Source organism: Psychrobacter immobilis, from assembly GCF_904846235.1.
Taxonomy (GTDB): Bacteria; Pseudomonadota; Gammaproteobacteria; order Pseudomonadales; family Moraxellaceae; genus Psychrobacter; species Psychrobacter immobilis_C.
Genome location: NZ_CAJGZN010000011.1, coordinates 89695 through 109223 on the forward strand (window position 1 = coordinate 89695; position 19529 = coordinate 109223).

Here is a 19529-nt window from a genome sequence, read left to right on the forward strand (position 1 = left end):
GCTAGGGCTGAACATATCGAAGTGTTTCGCCGCAAACGAGGTGCGTAAACAGGCGAATAGCAACAGTTTATGCACCTCACTTATCAAACAGCCACCTTGTCATCATTCGAGGCCACAGCCTTTTAGAATAAAAGGCACTAGAAAATCTGCCGCACGCGCTTCATCTTCTGCATCATACGCTGTCTTATCCATCAATCCAACGATTTCAATCTCAAATTCAGCATAACGTTGGGTAGTCGCCCAAATCAAAATCAGTAGTTGTAGAGGATCAGTAATCCCAATTTTGCCTTGCTTGTGCCACTCTTTCATTACCTGTGCTTTATCGTGTACCCACTCCTTCATCGTGGTGGACATAAATTCATGCAAATGCGGTGCACCGCCGATGACTTCAATTGCAAATAGTTTATGGCGACTTGGATTGACAAAGGCTTGATGTAGCTTGGTACGGACGAATTTTTCGATGACTGTTTTTGGGTCGCTATCTACCGTCATGGTTACCAAGCCTTCATTCCATTCTTGAATGATCGAGCGTAGCACTGCCATGTAGAGGTTTTTTTTATTTTTAAAGTAGTAGTGAACATTGGCTTTAGGCAAGCCTGCTCTATCGGCAATACCCTGCATCGTAGCGCCGCGATAGCTCTGAAGCACAAACTCTTTTTCAGCTGCCGCTAAGATAAGCGCTTGATTCTGTGCGCGAATGGCTTGTTGGCTACGGTGCGAGGGCGTATCAGTCACTGAGGTTTCTTCCTTTTGATTGTTTTGAGTCATAGCAGTGGTATCTCACTCTAAGAGACAGGTTCGACAAAATAGTCGCTATATTTTGCTGTGTATTCTTATGTAAATACATAGATTTGAGCAGCATAACCTGTTAAATAAAAATATTTCGCATAAAACAGTTGACCAATTAGTCAGGTTTTAGCAAAATGGGAACTGTAAATCAATTACGCCGTCATTAATCACTTCTTGCCAGACGTTTTGGACGGTCAAAATATCAGTGTTTCCTTAGCAAATCTGTTTCATATTGTCAGTTCACTATAACTTGAGATTATGCAAAGCGTATATAAGCGCCAAAGCTCTGACTACGAACACATAGATTACTGGCTTTTGTTTTTAAGCAAATTAATAGCTGCTAGCTTAATCAAATCATCCATGAAGCTAAAGCAACCGCTACTTATCAAAATTACTGCTTGTACCTATAAGTTTATGCAAATAATCATAAGGTATAAACCTCTATCAAACATTTATCGCCCGATACAGATAATGGGCTGCCTTATTAGAAAAGGATGTCATCGTGAGCTTAACCTTAGCGCAATTCAACGATTTATCACAAGAAGTCGCCATCGCTCAGCTATTGACTTGCTGCACCAATAAAAACTGGGCTTATAAACTTGCAGACGCCCGCCCTTTTGCAGACGTTGATGCACTGCTAGCAAGTAGCGACGCTATCTGGAACAAAGTACAAAATGATGAGGCTAACTTATTAGAAGCGTTTGATGGACATCCGCAAATCGGTAACGTGGCATCTCTAAAAGAAAAATACCGCAACACACAAAGTAGCGCTGCACATGAACAATCAGGCGCTAACGATGCAGCAGACGAAGTCCTCGAAGCACTTGCCAAAGGCAATCGAGACTATCTTGATAAATTTGGTTTTATTTTTATTGTCTTTGCGACCGGTAAAAGCGCGCAGCAAATGCTAGATCTGCTATTAGCGCGCTTGCCTAACGATCGTGCTACTGAACTGGCAAATGCAGCCACTGAACAAAATAAAATTACGCGTTTACGTTTAACTAAATTGCTAGGTAATGCTTCGACAAGCAAATAGTAGTCGCAGAGTTAGACTAGTATTTTTACCCGATTTATATTTCTCACAAATTTAAAGGAAGCATTATGTCTGCCACCCTATCATCACATATCTTAGACACTCATCTTGGCAAACCTGCGGCTGATGTCGCCGTTACCTTACACCGCATACAAGACAACGGTGCCGCCATATTACTAGCGCATGGTACAACCAATAGTGATGGCCGTGTCATACCAGATGCTTGGCAGTTTGATACAGCCATCGATAGCACAGAGCATCAGCTAAATATTGGCCGCTATACCGTAACGTTCGATACTCAGTCTTATTTTGATGCTCAGCAGCTGACAGCATTTTACCCGCAAGTAGTTATCGACTTTGTAGTAAACGATGCCAGTCATTATCACGTGCCGCTTCTGCTTAGTGCGCACGGTTATAGCACCTATCGCGGATCATAGCTTTGGCGTTGTTTAGCTCTCTGCTTTGTTATTAGTTTTCAAGAAATACTATCAAAAGACATTTTATTAAGACACTGTCATATTAAAGGACATTTATTACATGGGCGCCTATCTTCTCGAATGGTTGAGTTTATTTTTCCGCTGGTTTCATGTTATCGCTGGGGTCGCATGGATTGGTGCATCGTTTTATTTTGTGTGGCTAGATCTAAGCCTACGCAAGCCGCCACAGTGGAAAACAGACAAAGGCATTTCGGGTGATCTTTGGGCCGTCCATGGCGGCGGATTTTATGAAATTGCCAAATACAAACTCGAACCCGAAGAGATGCCAAAGACGCTACATTGGTTTAAGTGGGAAGCCTATACCACTTGGCTGACGGGTGCGGCGATGATGTCTATCGTCTATTATGCCAATGCAACTGCCTACCTAATTGACCCAAGCAAAGTGCCTTTTACTAGTATCGGTGCCATTGCCACCAGCTTGCTTTTCTTGTTTGGTAGTTACTTCATTTATGAAGTTATCGTGCGCAGTCATTTGGGTAAAAATGCGTTTATCTTTAGTACGCTAATTTTTATCTTGCTGGTCATCGCGAGCTGGGGTTCTTACCAGCTGTTCAGTGATCGCGCCTCATTTATACATATCGGTGCTATCTTGGGCACGGTGATGGTAGGTAACGTATTCTTCGGTATTATGCCGGCTCAGCGTGCACTCGTTGACTGTGTGCGGCGCGGTGAAAAACCGGGTAAAGAAGTGGCTGAATTGGCATTACAAGCCAAAAATCGATCACTGATGAATAACTATTTTACCCTACCGCTGATTTTTACCATGATCAGCAACCATTACCCAATGATGTATGCTCATGAGAAAGGATGGTTGGTATTGGTCTTCGTAGGTATTATTACCGCGACTGTTCGTCATTACTTTAACCAAAAGCATTTGGGTCATAAAAAACCACGCTACTTGGTTATTCCAGCCGTATTAACCGTATTATTAATTATTTGGATGCGACCTGAGCCGATTGAGCCAATGCCTGCTACTACTTCAGTAGCGCCTACGACAACTGATAGCACGCCGCCAGCTACAAGCGCGACTACTGACTCAAGCACTGATACCGTTGCTAATGCTAATAACAGTGCTGATAACAGTATTAGCACTGATGCAGTTACTGCTGAAGCCGTACCCGTGAGCGCATCAGCAGATGACGCTATGATGGATGTCGTGCATACGCGCTGTAGCACCTGTCATGCTGTGCAGCCAACACAGCAAGGCTTTGCCGCGCCGCCAGCAGGTATTATTTTGCAGACGCCAGAAGACCTGAAAATACATAAAGCTAAAATCGTCACTGCAGTACAGACTGGCTATATGCCGCTTGGTAATATTACTCAGTTGTCGGACACAGAACGCCAACAGCTCGTGGCCTATGCCTCATCACTTTAATTAGCGATCAAAAAACAACTGCTATTTATGAGCAACGTTCTAATAGATACTTAAGGCTCTAAGCGATATAGGAATATAAATAATGAGCAAAAAAATTACCAGTGACTTTGATATCAGTACGTATCCGCGCGACCTAAAGGGCTATGCTGGCAATCCACCAAAAGCAAACTGGCCAGGTGGCGCAAAAATCGCCGTACAGTTTGTATTAAACATCGAAGAAGGTGCAGAAAATAGCGTCATCCATGGCGATGGACAATCAGAGCGTTTTTTGTCTGATATTTTAGGCACGCCAGAATTTAACAACCGTCACCAGTCTATTGAATCTGCTTTTGAGTACGGTAGCCGTGTCGGCGTGTGGCGTGTGTTAGATGTCTTTAAAGATTATGGTATTCCTATCACCACGTTTACCTGTGCCGCCGCTGCTGAAAAAACACCGCATATTATCGAGCGTGTATTAGAAGACGGTCATGAGATTGCCAGTCATGGTCTACGCTGGATCACTTATCAGGATATGTACCGTGAGACCGAGCGTGAACACATTCGCTGTGCCACCCAGATATTTAAACGTATGCTAGGCGGCCAACCTCTTGGTTGGTATACAGGACGCGATAGTCCAAATACTCGTGAATTGGTTGCCGAGCAAGGCGGCTATATCTATGACTCTGACTCGTACGGTGATGAGTTACCGTATTGGCTCAATGTGAAGGTTCAAGAGAGCAATGTCATCACACGCAAACCGCACTTGATCATACCTTATAGCCTAGAGACCAACGATATGCGTTTTTCTTCTAGCCCAGGATTCACCCATGCTGAGCCATTTTATCAATATCTCAAAGACAGCTTTGACACCTTATACGAAGAAGGCGCACACACTCCTAAAATGCTAACCATTGGGCTGCATTGTCGCATTATTGGGCGTGCAGGACGTATCAAAGCGCTAAAGCAGTTTTTGCAATATATCACCAATAAGCCCGACGTATGGATATGCCGCCGTGATGATATCGCCAAGCACTGGTACGAAAACCATCCTGCTACGGCAGACAACACTGCCAACTGGATGTAAGCTTAGGCTATCGTCCTAGTACTCATTCTACTTAGCTGAGCGAATGCGAATTGGCATAGATTAATAAATAAGATAGCCACCACACTATCAACACACACCATTATTAAAAAAGGAATCATTGTGAGTCAAAATACTTCAGAAGTTGGACAAATTATCTCCGCAAACAATCTACCTGATACCCTGCCAGCGTTTACCAAGAAATCAAACGTCGCTGACAGTCGCTTGGGCGCAAAATCACTATTCGCTACCGATGATTTTTTTGCGGATAAAAGCCGTATTCTAAATCCTGATGCGCCTATTTTTGTTGTGGATAAATTCGATAGTAATGGTAAATGGATGGACGGCTGGGAAACTCGTCGCAAGCGCCATTTGGGTTACGACTATTTAGTTATCCAGCTTGCGCGCCCAACCAAAATAGCTGGTTTAGATATTGACACCAGTCACTTCACGGGTAACTTCCCATCTTCAGCTAGTGTCGATGCCTTGTACGCGCCAGAGCTACTGCAGCAAGATGGAGCTAAACTTACCAGTCTAAGCAAAGAAGACTGGGACAATAAAAACTGGCAGGCGCTAGTGGGTATGACCCCGCTTGAAGGTCACCATCATGAATTTATCGAGATTGATCATGAGCAAACGGTGACCCATATTCGTTTGAATATTTATCCAGATGGCGGCGTTGCCCGACTACGTGTCTATGGTGATATCCAACTTGATGCCAGCCTAAACATACAAGGCAAGACACTTGACTTGGCAGGCGCGTTAAACGGTGGTCGTGCCATTGCTAGTAACGACGCACATTTTGGTGCGGCTAGTAATTTACTTCTACCAACTAAAGCGCCTAACATGGGTGATGGTTGGGAGACTCGTCGTCGCCGTGAGCCAGGCAATGACTGGTGTATCATCGCGCTAGGTCAAGCAGGTATCGTTGATTCCATCGATATAGATACTGCCCACTTTAAAGGCAATTACCCTGACAAAGTCTCGATCCAAGCCGTCTACTCACCAAATACACCAGAGCAAACTTTAGTGACTCAGAGTATGTTTTGGGACACCTTACTTGAACCACAAAAAACCAACGCTGACGACGTTCATCACTTTGGTAAAGACAAGCTTCAACTTGATAAACCCATTACGCATATTCGGGTTAATATTTTCCCAGATGGTGGCATCAGCCGTGTTCGCGTATATGGCAAAATTGCTGAGGCTAATACTGGTACTGGTGCTGATACTGATAGCAAAGAGGCAAAATAATGAGTGTCACTCTAATTGCTAAGCCTTTGACTAAGGCAAACTTTGCCCCCTATGGTTCGGTCATCGAGCGCTATGAAGCCTGTGAGCAAAATGCTGACAATACTTATGAAATCAATAATGGCTATGCGGTTCGCCATCATGCACTTGCCGAAAGTAAACTAGACGGTGGCTCAGTTGGTATGAGTATCTTTCGGGCCAAGAAACGTGAGAACCCGATTGCACTCTCAGTCATGGAATACCATCCGCTTGGAACACAGGCGTTTGTATCTATGGAAGGCCAAGATTATATTGTCGTCGTCGCCCAAGCTGGTAACCCTCCACAGTCGCCTGATGACTTAGTGGTGTTTTATGCAAAATCTCACCAAGGTGTACAGTACGACGCTAATGTCTGGCATCACCCTCTACTCGCGCTTGGTCGTGACAGTGATTTCTTAGTTATTGATCGTATCAATGGCGAGGGTAATAACTGTTATGAGATTGATATCACGGATTGGCATGTGTTTATTGAGTTAAAAGGCGAATGCAACTAAGCTGTCATTAAGCACAAATCAATTTGATAAAAGCCCTGTTTATGTTTAACATAAACAGGGCTTTTTCTTTATTCATATTTTTCGCTAATTTATTAAGCAGTTGATTTACGATAGCGACTCACGCCTGCGACGACTGTCTGATCAATTACTCTATCATCGCCTAGCATCATTAGTACAAACAACTGCTCTTCCAGTGTTTTGGTCTGCGCCATACGTCGCTCAAGCAATTCCGTTGCACCCATATCGATGATCACAAAATCCGCTTCTTTATTTGGCATAAAGTTACCGATTTTATTGTCCAATAATAGTGACTGGGCATTACCCAACGTAATTTGGTACAGCCCTTGATGAGCGGATAGCTGATTGCTTTGTAGTTGTTGGATTTTATACGCTTCTGACAGAGTCGTCAGCATCGATAGACTCGTCCCTGCTCCAACGTCAGTGGCGATACTGACACCGGTATAACTTAACGTCTTGGGTAAATCGAATAGTCCACTACCCAAAAACAGATTGGACGTCGGACAGTGTGATATTTGTGTGCCAGTCGTGCGCAGACGCTCATACTCTGATGTCTCAAGATGAATACCATGTGCCAAGGTGGTACGTCGACCCAGTAATCCCATCGTATCATAGACATCGAGATAGCCTTTATGACTGGGATACAGCTGTTTTACAAAGGCAATCTCATCATGATTTTCTGCTAGATGCGTCTGCAGATAAACACTCTCGTAACTGGCATACAGCTCACCTGCCATTTGTAGTTGCTTGGGTGTCGAAGTAATAGCAAAGCGCGGGGTAATCGCCACATGTTGGCGGCCGCGCTCATGCCAATTATCAATGATGTTTTGGGTATCTCGAATGCCCTGCTCAGCAGGTACACACAAATTATCAGGCGCATTTTGATCCATCAAGACATTACCCGTGATCATACGAGTATTGAGCTTGTGACTTTCCGTAAAAAATGCGTTCACTGATTCAGGATGACTGGTAGAAAACACCATGGCGCTCGTCGTACCATTTGCCAGCAGCTGGTTTAAGAAGAACTGTGCCGTATCATGCGCTACTTTCGGATCGCCAAAATTGGCCTCGGTGACGAAAGTATAATTGTTAAGCCAGTCAAGTAATTGCTCACCGTAAGCAGCAATCATATCTATTTGCGGATAATGCACATGAGTATCGATAAAGCCTGGCATGATAAGTTTGTCACGATAATCATGTACTTTGACTACTAACTGTCCTGCTTGCTCAGTGGTATTAACATATTTCGTTAATATTGTCTCGTTATGCCCATACTCTACAATGCACCCTGTCACACCATCTACGACAAGCGCACCATCAGCGATATATTCAGGATAAACCTGTACACCTTCAATCACTGGTAGCAACGTAATGTCTCGTTCCACAGCTAATGTCTGTGAATAATCAGAGGTTGTACGCTCAGGACGATCGCTTTCGGTCAAATAGTGTAGCAGTCGAGCTTGATAGATATGTAGGGTCATTCGTAGATCTCACAATGGCTTAGTAGTCCTGAGCGTTTTGATAAATAGTACTGAGCGCTTTAATAATTTGATAAAAAGTATAAAATTTATATGAAGTGAGCCGTTCAAAGAGTAGCCTGATGATACTGCTGCAACAGTTGTGCCACGATAGAAACTGCCACCGCCATCGGCTCTTTCCCACCAACTTGCAATCCAATTGGCATAACCAACTGATTTACTAATTGCTCACTATAGCCACGCTGAATCAAACGATCTCTAAAACGCTTAGCCTTAGTTGCCGAGCTAATGCAGCCTATGTATGGCACTAAAATGTTTGAGCATTTATCACGAGATGAGCTAGTGTCAGAAATAGTATCCAATGCTGCCCGCACCAGCTCAAAATCAACACTATGATCATGCGTCATAACCAGAATAAAACGCTGACCGCCCTGCTCGATAAATGGACGTACAAAATCAATAGGCTCATCATCGATATGCGGACGAATATGCGCTGGTAACTGATAAAGTTTGGATTGATTAGTATTAGATTCATCAACTAAATAACGCTCAAACATCTCTGGGCGACTGTCCACCCAATCTACCTGACAAGGTAGCTCAGCGAGGATGGTCATTAGCGCTGATGCTACATGCCCTGCTCCAAACACTAGTACTGACATCGGCGGCGTTACATTGAAGCATTCGAACATAACGGTGACGCTACCGCCGCAACACTGTGCCAATTTCGCACCTAGCGGGTAGTGCTTGGTGTAGACAGCATCACGGCGCACTGCTTTAGAAGGTGCTGACGTACTATCACTGTCAGTTTCAGCGACTTTTGGTTTTACTTCTTTTGATACCGTTGCCGTTATTTCACCGTTCAATAGCTGCCGTGCCGTATTGATAACGTCATGCTCTAGACCGCCGCCGCCTAACGTATCCACGATACTATCTTGCGTGACGATCATCTTTGCCTGGAGCGCTCGAGGAGCAGATCCATTTACGGCTACGACCGTCGCCAACACGTGAGCGATACCTCGCTGCTGATATCGCGCTAGACCTTCGTACCAAACGACTGGCGGTGCTAACGACTCATTCACTGTGTGCAGGACCTCTTGCCCCTGCTACATTTGGATGCTCTATCGCATTAGGCTGGTCATCAGTTTGTTTCCCTTTAACTTCTTTTGGATCGATGTCTTTGGCATGACGTACGTCTTGTGGCATTGCTTTTTCGTTGTAAAGGTCACTGTTCTCTTCTGCGCCTTTGACCAAACTATCAATCGTATCTGTATCGGCTTCAGTTGTTAAATCCCACGACGTGCCTTGCATGCGCATCACTGCTTTTAATACCGCTTCTGGCGTCGCAGGCATGGTCAGCTCTGGATTCTTTTTATAATCACCAAGGCTCGCGACCGCATTATTGAGGGCACACCAAACACTGGCTGCCAACATAAACGGCGGCTCGCCAACGGCTTTAGAGTTATAAATCGTTTGTTCTTCGTTTTTGCGATCGTACAATTTGACATTCCACTGCTTAGGCAAGTCATGCGCGGTTGGGATTTTATAATTAGCAGGACTATCAGATGCGAGCTTACCTTTATCATTCCAGATCAGCTCTTCTGCCGTGAGCCAACCCATACCTTGCACAAAACCCCCTTCAATCTGACCAATGTCAATGGCAGGGTTGATCGATTGTCCTGCATCATGCAGCACATCACAGCGTAGTACTTTGTACTCACCTGTCAACGTATCAATCTCAACCTCAGCGCAGGCAGCGCCTAAGGCAAAGTAGAAGAACGGACGTCCCCATGCTTTAGAGCGATCATAAAATATCTTAGGCGTTTTATAGTAGCCAGTAGACGACAAGCTGATACGGTTCTGGTACGACAGTTGAATCATTTCAGCAAAAGTCAGTGTTTCTTTATCGCCAATATAGACATGGTTCTTTTCAAAACGTATGTCTTCTTGCGCTACGTCGAAATACTCAGCAGCAAATTCAATGATGCGCGCTTTAATGCTTAAGCAAGCATTTTGAGCTGCCTTACCATTAATATCTGTCCCTGATGACGCGGCGGTTGGTGAAGTGTTAGGCACTTTATCCGTACGTGTCGCTGATACTTTGACCGTGTCCAGATCAACGTCAAATTCATTGGCGACAATCTGGGCAATTTTTATATATAAACCCTGCCCCATCTCCGTACCACCATGATTGAGATGGATACTGCCATCAGTATAAATATGTACCAATGCGCCTGCCTGATTGAGCGTCTGTACTGTAAATGAAATACCGAATTTTACTGGCGTCAACGCAAGTCCTAAGCGTTTGTCACTGCCTTTAGCGGCAGCTTTTTGATTGGCTTCTAGGATTTGTTGACGGCGATTGTCATAATCGCAATCATCTGCCAGTTTGGTCATGATGGTGGCCAAATCAAAATGCTCAATCGTCTGACCGTAATGCGTACTTTGACCATCTTGATATAAGTTTGCCAAGCGCACTTGTAGCGGATCTTGCCCCAAGGTATAGGCAATATGATCCATCATATATTCAGCGGTCATCAGGCCTTGCGGACCACCAAATCCTCGATAGGCAGTATTGGATACGGTATGCGTTTTGCAGCGATGCCCTGCCACATGAGCTGCTGGGTAATAGTAGGCATTATCACAATGGAACATCGCTCTATCGACAATAGCATCAGACAAATCTGGTGCATAGCCACACAAGCCAGCCAATTGCATATCGACGCCCAATATACGACCAGACTCGTCTAAACCAACTTCGTAACGGTTGGCAAACTCATGACGCTTACCCGTCACCACCATATCATCTTGACGATCTAGACGCATACTGACAGGCACGTTATGACGTTTGGCGATAATACCGCACAGACACGCCCATGCAGCCGCTTGCGTCTCTTTACCCCCAAAGCCCCCACCCATACGGCGCACGACTGTGTTTACCGCATGAAATGGTAAATCCGTCACTTCGGCGACCAGCTGTTGTACTTCGCTTGGATGCTGCGATGACGTGTACACCTCTAACCCGCCATCATCACAAGGCACCACATAAGACACTTGGCCTTCGAGATAAAAGTGCTCTTGCCCGCGCATATGAATATGACCTTCAATGCGAATCGGTGCGTTCTCAAGCGCAGTCGCCGCGTCACCGCGCTTCATAAAATGACTCGGACGCACAAACAACTCTTGCTCTAACGCTTTATCTATACTAAGTACCGCTGGCAATGGCTCATATTCTACCACTGCCTTGGTAGCCGCTTTTTTGGCAGCGCGATGACTGCTCGCCACTACCACAAATAGCGTCTGACCCACATACTCTGTGATGTCATCCACCATCAGTGGCTCTCCATCGAACACCGCACCGATATCGGTCTGCGCCGGTAAGTCTTCAAAACTTAGGACATCTACCACTCCATCCGCATCTCTGACAGCGCTCAAATCCATACTCAATACACGTGCATGAGCGTGACTGCTTTTACCTACTGCTAGATGTAGCGTACCTTGTGGTTTTGCAATATCATCCACATAGGTTGCCGTCCCCATGACATGACTGATCGCACTATCATGCTTGGCCGAGGTGCCAATTTTGTTTTTTGGCGGACGCACACGGCGGATACTATAACTATCGAATAAGGACGAATGATGGCTCATGGCAAGTCTCTTCTATTAATACGCTTTTATTGATGCTGTTTTTGATTTTTGGCAATGTTAATGATTAGGTACTCTCAGCCTGCATATCCGCTATCAATTGTTTACCGCACTTCACCAGTAGACGCTGCGCCACATGTGAGCGATATTCGCGGCTGGCTCTGACATCCGTCATAGGCGTAACGTCTGCAGACAAGACTTGTGCCGCCTGCTCAAAACTCGCGACTTCAGCAGCTTGCCCAATGAGCGCTTGCTGACAGTGCACCGCAAGCAGTGGTATCGCTGCCATACCGCCAAGCCCAAGCTTTGCATTCTCGATAATTGCACCATCTGCTGACACATCAAGCCGCGCCGCAAGCAAGCACGCTGAGATATCATCTTCGTAGCGTTTGCTAATTTTATGAATAAATAAGTGCTGATGATCTTGCATCAAAGGAATATGAATAGCGACAATATAGCTGCCTGCTTGCAGTTTGGTCTTTTTATAATCTAAGAAAAATTCTGATAAAGGTATGATCTCATCCGTATAAACCGAATCACTATTACCTAAATCATTGCCTGACTCTTCACGATTAGGCGCGCAATGACGCAGATGAATTGACGCATCTAACGCCAATAAAATCGGTGGTAAATCCCCAATCGGCGACGCGTTGGCTATATTGCCGCCGATGGTGCCCATATTACGGATTTGCGGAGAAGCAATACGCTCAAATACTTGCGCAAAGCTTGGAAAGTATTGCTCAAGCACAGGCAACATTTGCTGATAGCTCATGCCAGCACCCAGTACTAGTGATTGGCTAGAAGCTTGCTCGTTATCTGACCTTTCATTGCTTGAGTCAGACTTTGCGTCAAGTAATGACCATGACTTTAGTGCCTCAACACCTGAAAGTTGGATAATCACCTCGTGATCAACCAAATGTTGGGTTACACTCAATCCCAAATCCGTACCGCCTGCCCAAATCGTAGCTTGTGGATTGGCAGCTAATACCTGATTAAGCTCATCTAGTGACTTGGGCATATATAACTGTCGCCCAGCATCATTAAGTGCAGGTGCCATACCATTCGGCTCTTCATTCTTTAACTCAGTTGACACGTTTTCAGATACTGCTGATTCTTTTATACTACGCATCGCGTCTGTGGCTAGACTGATAGTCAAGTCTTTCACCGCTGAATGCTCTGCTTCTCTCTGCTGACCGATATCACTCATCAATAGGCCCGCCTCGATAATCGGACGATAACCTGTACAGCGACATAGATTGCCAGAGATTGAAGCAACCACCTCATCATAGCTTAGTTGCTTGGCATCGCCCTGATTTGCTGCTTCTAGACTTGTCTGTATACGATTATTTTCGTAAACGCAAGCTAGCGACATCACAAACCCAGGCGTACAAAAACCGCACTGTGATCCGTGACATTCAACCATGGCCTGCTGCGCTGGATGCAGCAGAGCACGTTCTGGATGATGTTCTGGATTATCTGCTAAATAAGAAGCCGTCATCAGATGATAACCATTCATGAGCGACACTAGCGTAATACAGGAGTTAATCGTATAGAACGGTGGCGTAGCATTTTTTTCGTCGGCATTTTCATCATTAAGCGCTGGCTGGCTAGCGTTAGGCAGGCGCTGAACCATCACAGTACAGGCACCGCAATCACCACTACCACAGCCTTCCTTCGTATCCGTTTGGCCTTCATGCAATCGTAGATACTCAAGCACCGTCGTATTAGGGTTAAGCTGGGTTAGCTCGTGGCGTTTCCCATTTAAGTAAAAACTAATCATAGCAAGACTCGGCTAAAATAAAATAATGAAGATAAGCATAAGGCTTAAGGAATTTGACGGCTTAAATGCTGAACGTAAGCACTTGGTTTACATCATGCTGCAACCTTTTAAGTACGGTTATTCTGTTTTATTTGCTAATACATTCTTAAGAGATAAAAAAATCAGCACAGCGCACTTTTTATATCAGGTAAATCGGTTGCAAATATCAGCAAGCATTGAACAATTTTGTTAGAAAACTCGTACTATAGGATACTTGACTATTTGGTCAGCTTTCAACATATTATCACTATTCTTATTTATAACACAACCCGTTAAAAGGCCTATAGATACTATCGAACAGTTAGCAAATAATTGGTGAATAACTTAAATCTAAGGGAATATCTATACGGTTTGTAGATTTTATTCATTACTCAGCCACTCAAAACCAGACACTGTTTTTATAAATATTTCTAATTTTATACATAGTGAATAATAAAGCTAAGCGTTAGATAAGCTATACTATAAACAGCGAGATAGCCTGCGTAAAAACAGTACCGAATACATATATCGCCTTTAAACTGCTATGAGCAGCTGATTTTTATATATAATGTCTGCAAATAAGCCCGACTCTTCACTACTATTATTTCTAATGATGGATAATCGTGACATATCGTTGGGCTAAAATCGTTTTTGAGATATTACTATGAAGTCATTTGTCTTTACTTATTTGCTAGTAGCAACGATGCTGTTAGGAGGTTGTCAGTCGTTTCAATTCGTTGACAGTCCTATCCCCGTGAAGCCCGCCCCTACTAAGCTTGTTGCTCCATAAAAAGCCTAGCGCTTAATCGCACTTATCGCTCAATAAAAATTGGCACAAAAAAAAGCAGACATCAATAATGTCTGCTTTTTTATTTAATTGCTCTGTCGGTTCTAGCTTTTTTTAGAGCTTAGCATCAGCTGGTTGATGCTTAATAATCGTTTTGGCTAGATGATCTCCAAACCAAATAGCAGTATCAATATCGCCCGAACCTGGTGTCTCTTCAGGTGGCCCATCAAGCGACTGAGTCATTAGTCCCAAAAAGCTAGACAGACGGTTTAAGTCGTGAGCCTCATGACCTGTCGGCATCAATGGCAGACCAATCCAATTCATACCATGTTGCATCGCATATAGAGAAATCTGCTGCAATACAGCAAGTTTATCACCGCTCAGTCCACCCGAATTGGCAAACGCTGCTGCCCACTTGCCTTCCCATTTACGATGGTACCAGCGCTTAGATGTCTCATCCATAAACGTCTTAAATTCAGCCGTCACACTGCCCATATACACTGCGCTGCCAAAAACCAGCAAATCTGCCTGATCTAAGTAGTCCCAATCAACATCATACACATCGACTGCCTTAGCTTGCGCTTCTGGCAATTGCTGATGCGCACCTTGTACTATCGCCTCAGCGACACGCTTGGTATGACCATAATTACTATGGAAGATAACAGCGATTGAGACATTAGGCGTGTTATCAGTAGGTGTAGAGGTGTCAGACGATTTAGCAGGTGTATTCATACGTACTCTAATAATAAATAATTGGTTGAATAGTAAAACTTACAAAATATTGGATATTTAGCCACAGTTGACAGTTAGTGACTTCACTTTCACTGATAAGTACTTATCGATAGCTCAAGCCCTTAAAATGTAAAACGATACAATAGAATCAAGCAACGCTTCTTTGAGTGAATCTAACTGGCAGAAATATCAATGACGATGGAGCAATCGCATAGTTTTTAATTACACTGTCTCTATACGTCAGCGTATACGTACCAGTATATATGCGATGAACTTCATTGAATTCAAGTCCATTGTATCAGACGTATTTTTGTTTTTAAGTTATTTATTAAAGTTTGGCTAATCAGATCACATATACTTTTAATATATTTTTTATAAATGAGTAAGTCGCATTATCTGTTGAAATAGTAAAAACTATTCCGTGATACCTGATAAACCCATAATTATCAGCAATATAGATAACTATTGATATCAAATAATATATACAGTGATTTATTTATTCCATATCATCATATACTAATTCTATTTCTTCTAATCTCTCCGTATTTACATTAATGACAATAGGATTATGATGTAACGCTTCTTACTGCTTAACCAAATCAATCGAATTCACAGAAATACAGTTTCCAATTCTGCAAACCTGCGTAACTATACTCATATAAATTCTTATAAAAATGATATCTGATAACATCATCGGATAAGGAAGCTATTACCTTGACTACTCTCGTTCAACCTGTAAACGACACAAAAGATCCTATCGTCAGAGATGAGCTGGCCTTAAATGCACCGCAAAAACCCTTGACTATGGGTGGTGGCATCGTAGGATTGATAGTGCTCGCGTATCTATTAGCCACTCAACATATCTCTCAATCATTGCTACTTGGGATAGGTCTTTTGTTAGGCTATACCCTTTTTCATGCCCGCTTTGGCTTTACCTCTGCTTTTAGACGTATGATGTCAGTGGGCAACGGTCAGGCGATGCGCTCACATATGCTAATGTTGGCAGTGGCTGTTACGCTATTTGCGCCAATCCTTGCTTATGGCACGACGCTATTTGGCGGTCCTGTCGCAGGTTATGTCGCGCCATTAGGGGTCAGTCTAGTCGTAGGCGCATTTGTATTTGGTATCGGCATGCAACTTGGTGGCGGCTGTGCCTCTGGTACGCTCTATGCAGTAGGCGGTGGACGCTCTGTTATGTTCATCACCTTTATTTTCTTCATAGTGGGTGCCACGATTGGTGCTTATCACTTGCCATTCTGGACAGAAGAGATGCCCGCTTATGCACCTTTCTCTTTGGCAACCTCTACAGGTCTTGGATATACAGGGGCATGGCTGGTGTCGCTAGCCATATTCGGCATTATCGCATGGGTAACATTAGTCGTTGAGAAAAAAAGAAACGCACCAAAGATGGCACCCGTACCTTCTGAGTCTGGCTGGAAACGAATCTTCCGTGGTTCTTGGCCGCTATTTGCTGCCGCAATCGTTCTGGCTTTACTTAACGGTCTGACATTACTTACACGTGGTCAACCGTGGGGCATTACCTCGGCATTTACATTATGGGGCTCTAAAATTGCAAGCGGCTTTGGCATGAATGTGGCAAGCTGGGGCTATTGGCAAGGTGCTAATGCAGCAGCGCTTGAGGCCTCTATCTTTGCTGACTCAACCACTGTATTGAATATTGGCATCATCATTGGCGCGTTTATCGCCTCTGCTGCTGGTGGTTTGTTTAAGTTTACTAAAATTACTGCAGGTAACTTTGCAGCGTCAGTCATTGGCGGATTGATGATGGGATATGGCGCACGTCTCGCGTTCGGTTGTAATATCGGTGCTTACTTTGGTGGTATCGCTTCTTTTAGCCTACATGGTTATATCTGGGGCATACTGGCAATGGCAGGTACGTTCTTGGCACTGTATTTACGTCCTCTATTTGGCCTATCAGTGCCGAAATCTAGCGACTCCGTTTGTTAATACAAATTTCGTGTTAATACAGACCTTGTATTAATACAAATGTAGCACTCAAATAAAAAACAGCAGAATAATCTGCTGTTTTTTTATTGTTTATCACTTTGTTTCCACTACTCATTATTATATAGTTAAAGAAATCTAAAACAGCTACAAGGCAGCCGACCGTAGATTGTACATATAGTACCTCTAGGAAGGGTAACACCGTAGCGGTTTAGTAGTTCGCTGACTATAAAGCTGCTAACAACGAACGATGACTAGTGCCATCCGACCCGTGGCAGGCTGGTGCATATGAGTCTGACGGCGATACGAGTAATAGTGAGTATTTGCGTAACTACAGTCAACAGGCAAGTCATTCACAACTATAGCACCGGCAGCTTCTAACTGCATGGCAGCAAGCTTCGGTAAATCCAGCTTTATTTTGTCATCATAAGACGATATAGAAAATAGCGACACAAAGTTATCGATATGGGCCTCTGGCAACGTCTGATTGGCTATACACCCAGCCAATAGCTTATCGCGAACGTCTGTATTTACTTCATAGTTTTCCTGACTGATACACACTCCTATCCAAGCTTGTATAGGGCCTGAATCAGTAAAGCGGTTGACAGTCTCTTGTATCACACCACAGGCCAATCCTTGCCAGCCTGCATGAATCGCTGCGATTTTGCCACTGGTAGGTTGATATAACACGATAGGCACACAGTCTGCCGTCATGATTGCCAGACCGCGACCGCTTTGTTGACTGACCATCGCATCAGCAGATAGTGGCGCCATATTCAACGTAGTAGCATCGACATCATGAATACGTTTACCATGAACCTGACTGACCCAATGTAAGCGATTAATAGCCACATGCTGCTCGTTCTGTGCAGACTTACCTGTCAGCTGCTCATTGATAGCAGCTAATAGATTCATGCGGTTATCTAATACTTGCCGTGCATTGTCATTGACATGCAGACCTAGATTTAGCTCGCCGTAATTTGACTGACATTCATACCCCGTACGCTGGTTTCTGGAAGCAGAATCATCAATATCATCATGCGCAAAAGCAGCCGTCTGAAAAACGGCCACATTATCAATTTGCGCAATCATTGTCATCGGGAACGTGTTCGTCATGGCTGCTCGCTCTCACCTCTCATCTAGTAAACATTAGCGTTTACTCTTCATAATAACCGTCGCTGAGTACGGCCATCAGTTTTTGCATATCTTCAGGTAGCGGCGTCGTCACTTCAATGTCCTCACCTGTCGTCGGATGCACAAATCCTAACGTATAGGCATGCAATGCTTGGCGCGGGAAATTATTAATAGCTTGGCGCTGAGCCTCTGTCAATCCAGAGCGCAACTGACGACGTCCACCATAGACACGATCACCGACTAATGGATAAGTAATATGACTTAGATGCACACGAATTTGATGCGTACGTCCAGTCTCAAGCCCCACATCTAGTAGACAGTAGTTTTCGTTCAATGGTGTGACATTTAGTAGATGCGTTACCGCTTCGCGGCCAGCGGTCATCACCGTCATTTTAGTACGCTGATTGCGATGTCGGCCAATCGGCGCATCGATACGACGATGACGAGATAAGCTTGCTTGGTCCCCTGCTACGACACATTTATAGTGACGATAAACAGACTTGTCTTTTAGTTGTTCCATCAGTGCCATCTGAGCAGGTTTGGTTTTGCCAATCAATAGCAATCCAGAGGTGTCTTTATCAATACGGTGTACGAGACCTGCACGCGGTAAATGATGCTGCTGAGGATAATGATATAGCAATGCATTGACCAAGGTGCCGTTTTGATTACCCGCGCCTGGATGAACCACCATACCGACAGGTTTATTGATTACTAATACGTCGTCGTCTTCATAGACAACATCGATATCTATGTTTTCTGGCTGGTCTTCACCATGCTGCTGTAACGTCGTTGATAGATGCAATACGTCATCTGCTTTGACACGGACTTTCGGTTTTTGGACACTGCCGTTATAGAGCAGACTACCGTCAGTAATCCAGTTCTGTAATTGTACACGCGAAAAGTCTGAAAACGCTTGTGAGGCGACCTTATCAATACGCAGACCAGCTTGATCTTCTGTGACTACATGCGTCATATCTACAATCACTGGTACAGCTTGTCCCGCTACTGGGACTTCATCGTCGTCACCATCCATATCGCTGTCATCAATATCATTATCATCAATGTCGCTATCGTTCAGATCATTACCATCATCGATGAGCAACTCTTCATTATCAAGAGCATCATCATGCACTTGCTCACTCATCATTGGTTGATTATCAGGTAGCTCATTATTGTTCAAAACTTCATTTGGCATTGGTGACTCTTGTGCTGATGAATCAGTATCTAGCGATTGATTCGGTGATAAATTGGTAGTCATGGCATCATTATTCATAGCGGATTGATACATGGAAAAGTCCCTAACAGTGTTTTGTGAGGTGACTTCGAAGATAGTATTATAAATAGCAGTATAAAAAATTGTCGTTTTTTGATTATCGTCATTTACCTATAAATAGCAGATAACAATCTTCAAGGTACAAAAAAGCGGAGACAATATCG

The 19529-nt window shown here is 44.1% G+C and carries 15 protein-coding genes; 7 read left to right on the forward strand and 8 right to left on the reverse strand.

Annotated features, from left to right (window positions below):
- Positions 1-102 precede the first annotated feature (102 nt).
- Positions 103-768 carry a TetR/AcrR family transcriptional regulator gene (locus JMX07_RS08930; RefSeq protein WP_201607488.1) on the reverse strand — a complete coding sequence of 222 codons (666 nt, stop codon included), beginning with the start codon at positions 766-768 and terminating at the stop codon, positions 103-105.
- Between the two features lie 523 nt (positions 769-1291).
- Between JMX07_RS08930 and uraD the strand changes: the two genes are divergently transcribed.
- The 6 genes from uraD to JMX07_RS08960 all read left to right on the forward strand — a co-directional run bounded on the left by uraD (position 1292) and on the right by JMX07_RS08960 (position 6538).
- Positions 1292-1825: a 2-oxo-4-hydroxy-4-carboxy-5-ureidoimidazoline decarboxylase gene (uraD, locus tag JMX07_RS08935; protein ID WP_201607490.1), complete on the forward strand. Its 534-nt coding sequence runs from the start codon at positions 1292-1294 to the stop codon at positions 1823-1825.
- Between the two features lie 65 nt (positions 1826-1890).
- Positions 1891-2259 carry a hydroxyisourate hydrolase gene (gene uraH, locus JMX07_RS08940; protein WP_201607494.1) on the forward strand — a complete coding sequence of 123 codons (369 nt, stop codon included), beginning with the start codon at positions 1891-1893 and terminating at the stop codon, positions 2257-2259.
- 100 nt (positions 2260-2359) lie between these two features.
- Positions 2360-3694, forward strand: coding sequence for a urate hydroxylase PuuD (locus JMX07_RS08945; protein ID WP_201607495.1), 1335 nt, complete (start codon positions 2360-2362; stop codon positions 3692-3694).
- 82 nt (positions 3695-3776) lie between these two features.
- Positions 3777-4757 carry an allantoinase PuuE gene (puuE, locus tag JMX07_RS08950; RefSeq protein WP_201607497.1) on the forward strand — a complete coding sequence of 327 codons (981 nt, stop codon included), beginning with the start codon at positions 3777-3779 and terminating at the stop codon, positions 4755-4757.
- 150 nt (positions 4758-4907) lie between these two features.
- Entirely contained in the window at positions 4908-6008 is a 1101-nt protein-coding gene (gene alc, locus JMX07_RS08955; protein ID WP_413786671.1) for an allantoicase, read from the forward strand.
- Entirely contained in the window at positions 6008-6538 is a 531-nt protein-coding gene (locus JMX07_RS08960) for an ureidoglycolate lyase (RefSeq protein WP_201607501.1), read from the forward strand. The genes alc and JMX07_RS08960 overlap by 1 nt, the downstream gene beginning before the upstream one ends.
- 92 nt (positions 6539-6630) lie before the next feature.
- On the opposite strand, the gene guaD is transcribed toward JMX07_RS08960, so the two are convergent.
- The 5 genes from guaD to JMX07_RS08985 form a co-directional block, all read right to left on the reverse strand.
- Positions 6631-8037 carry a guanine deaminase gene (gene guaD / locus JMX07_RS08965; RefSeq protein ID WP_201607503.1) on the reverse strand — a complete coding sequence of 469 codons (1407 nt, stop codon included), beginning with the start codon at positions 8035-8037 and terminating at the stop codon, positions 6631-6633.
- Positions 8038-8141: 104 nt separating this feature from the next.
- Positions 8142-9113, reverse strand: coding sequence for an XdhC family protein (locus JMX07_RS08970; RefSeq protein ID WP_201607505.1), 972 nt, complete (start codon positions 9111-9113; stop codon positions 8142-8144).
- Positions 9106-11679 (reverse strand): xanthine dehydrogenase molybdopterin binding subunit, encoded by a 2574-nt coding sequence (gene xdhB / locus JMX07_RS08975; RefSeq protein ID WP_201607507.1) that lies wholly within the window; start codon positions 11677-11679, stop codon positions 9106-9108. The genes JMX07_RS08970 and xdhB overlap by 8 nt, the downstream gene beginning before the upstream one ends.
- 64 nt (positions 11680-11743) lie before the next feature.
- Entirely contained in the window at positions 11744-13456 is a 1713-nt protein-coding gene (locus JMX07_RS08980) for a xanthine dehydrogenase small subunit (RefSeq protein WP_201607509.1), read from the reverse strand.
- A gap of 919 nt (positions 13457-14375) precedes the next feature.
- Positions 14376-14993, reverse strand: a complete 618-nt coding sequence (locus JMX07_RS08985; RefSeq protein WP_201607511.1) for a flavodoxin family protein — start codon at positions 14991-14993, stop codon at positions 14376-14378.
- Positions 14994-15707: 714 nt separating this feature from the next.
- Between JMX07_RS08985 and JMX07_RS08990 the strand changes: the two genes are divergently transcribed.
- On the forward strand, positions 15708-16961 hold the full coding sequence (locus JMX07_RS08990; protein ID WP_134292150.1) for a YeeE/YedE family protein: 1254 nt from the start codon (positions 15708-15710) through the stop codon (positions 16959-16961).
- Positions 16962-17195: 234 nt separating this feature from the next.
- Here the strand turns inward: JMX07_RS08990 and JMX07_RS08995 are convergent, their stop codons facing one another.
- Positions 17196-18074: a polyphenol oxidase family protein gene (locus JMX07_RS08995; protein WP_201607513.1), complete on the reverse strand. Its 879-nt coding sequence runs from the start codon at positions 18072-18074 to the stop codon at positions 17196-17198.
- Between the two features lie 40 nt (positions 18075-18114).
- The gene (locus tag JMX07_RS09000; RefSeq protein ID WP_227543644.1) at positions 18115-19350 is read right to left on the reverse strand and encodes an RluA family pseudouridine synthase; all 1236 of its coding nucleotides are present in this window, start codon (positions 19348-19350) and stop codon (positions 18115-18117) included.
- Positions 19351-19529 lie beyond the last annotated feature (179 nt).

Excerpts from the sequence above, each read along its gene's own strand:
- JMX07_RS08930 (WP_201607488.1), bottom strand. The coding sequence starts at position 768 with ATGACTCAAAACAATCAAAAGGAAGAAACCTCAGTGACTGATACGCCC.
- uraH (WP_201607494.1), top strand. The coding sequence starts at position 1,891 with ATGTCTGCCACCCTATCATCACATATCTTAGACACTCATCTTGGCAAA.
- JMX07_RS08945 (WP_201607495.1), top strand. The coding sequence starts at position 2,360 with ATGGGCGCCTATCTTCTCGAATGGTTGAGTTTATTTTTCCGCTGGTTT.
- puuE (WP_201607497.1), top strand. The coding sequence starts at position 3,777 with ATGAGCAAAAAAATTACCAGTGACTTTGATATCAGTACGTATCCGCGC.
- JMX07_RS08960 (WP_201607501.1), top strand. The coding sequence starts at position 6,008 with ATGAGTGTCACTCTAATTGCTAAGCCTTTGACTAAGGCAAACTTTGCC.
- guaD (WP_201607503.1), bottom strand. The coding sequence starts at position 8,037 with ATGACCCTACATATCTATCAAGCTCGACTGCTACACTATTTGACCGAA.
- xdhB (WP_201607507.1), bottom strand. The coding sequence starts at position 11,679 with ATGAGCCATCATTCGTCCTTATTCGATAGTTATAGTATCCGCCGTGTG.
- JMX07_RS08980 (WP_201607509.1), bottom strand. The coding sequence starts at position 13,456 with ATGATTAGTTTTTACTTAAATGGGAAACGCCACGAGCTAACCCAGCTT.
- JMX07_RS08985 (WP_201607511.1), bottom strand. The coding sequence starts at position 14,993 with ATGAATACACCTGCTAAATCGTCTGACACCTCTACACCTACTGATAAC.
- JMX07_RS08995 (WP_201607513.1), bottom strand. The coding sequence starts at position 18,074 with ATGACGAACACGTTCCCGATGACAATGATTGCGCAAATTGATAATGTG.
- JMX07_RS09000 (WP_227543644.1), bottom strand. The coding sequence starts at position 19,350 with ATGACTACCAATTTATCACCGAATCAATCGCTAGATACTGATTCATCA.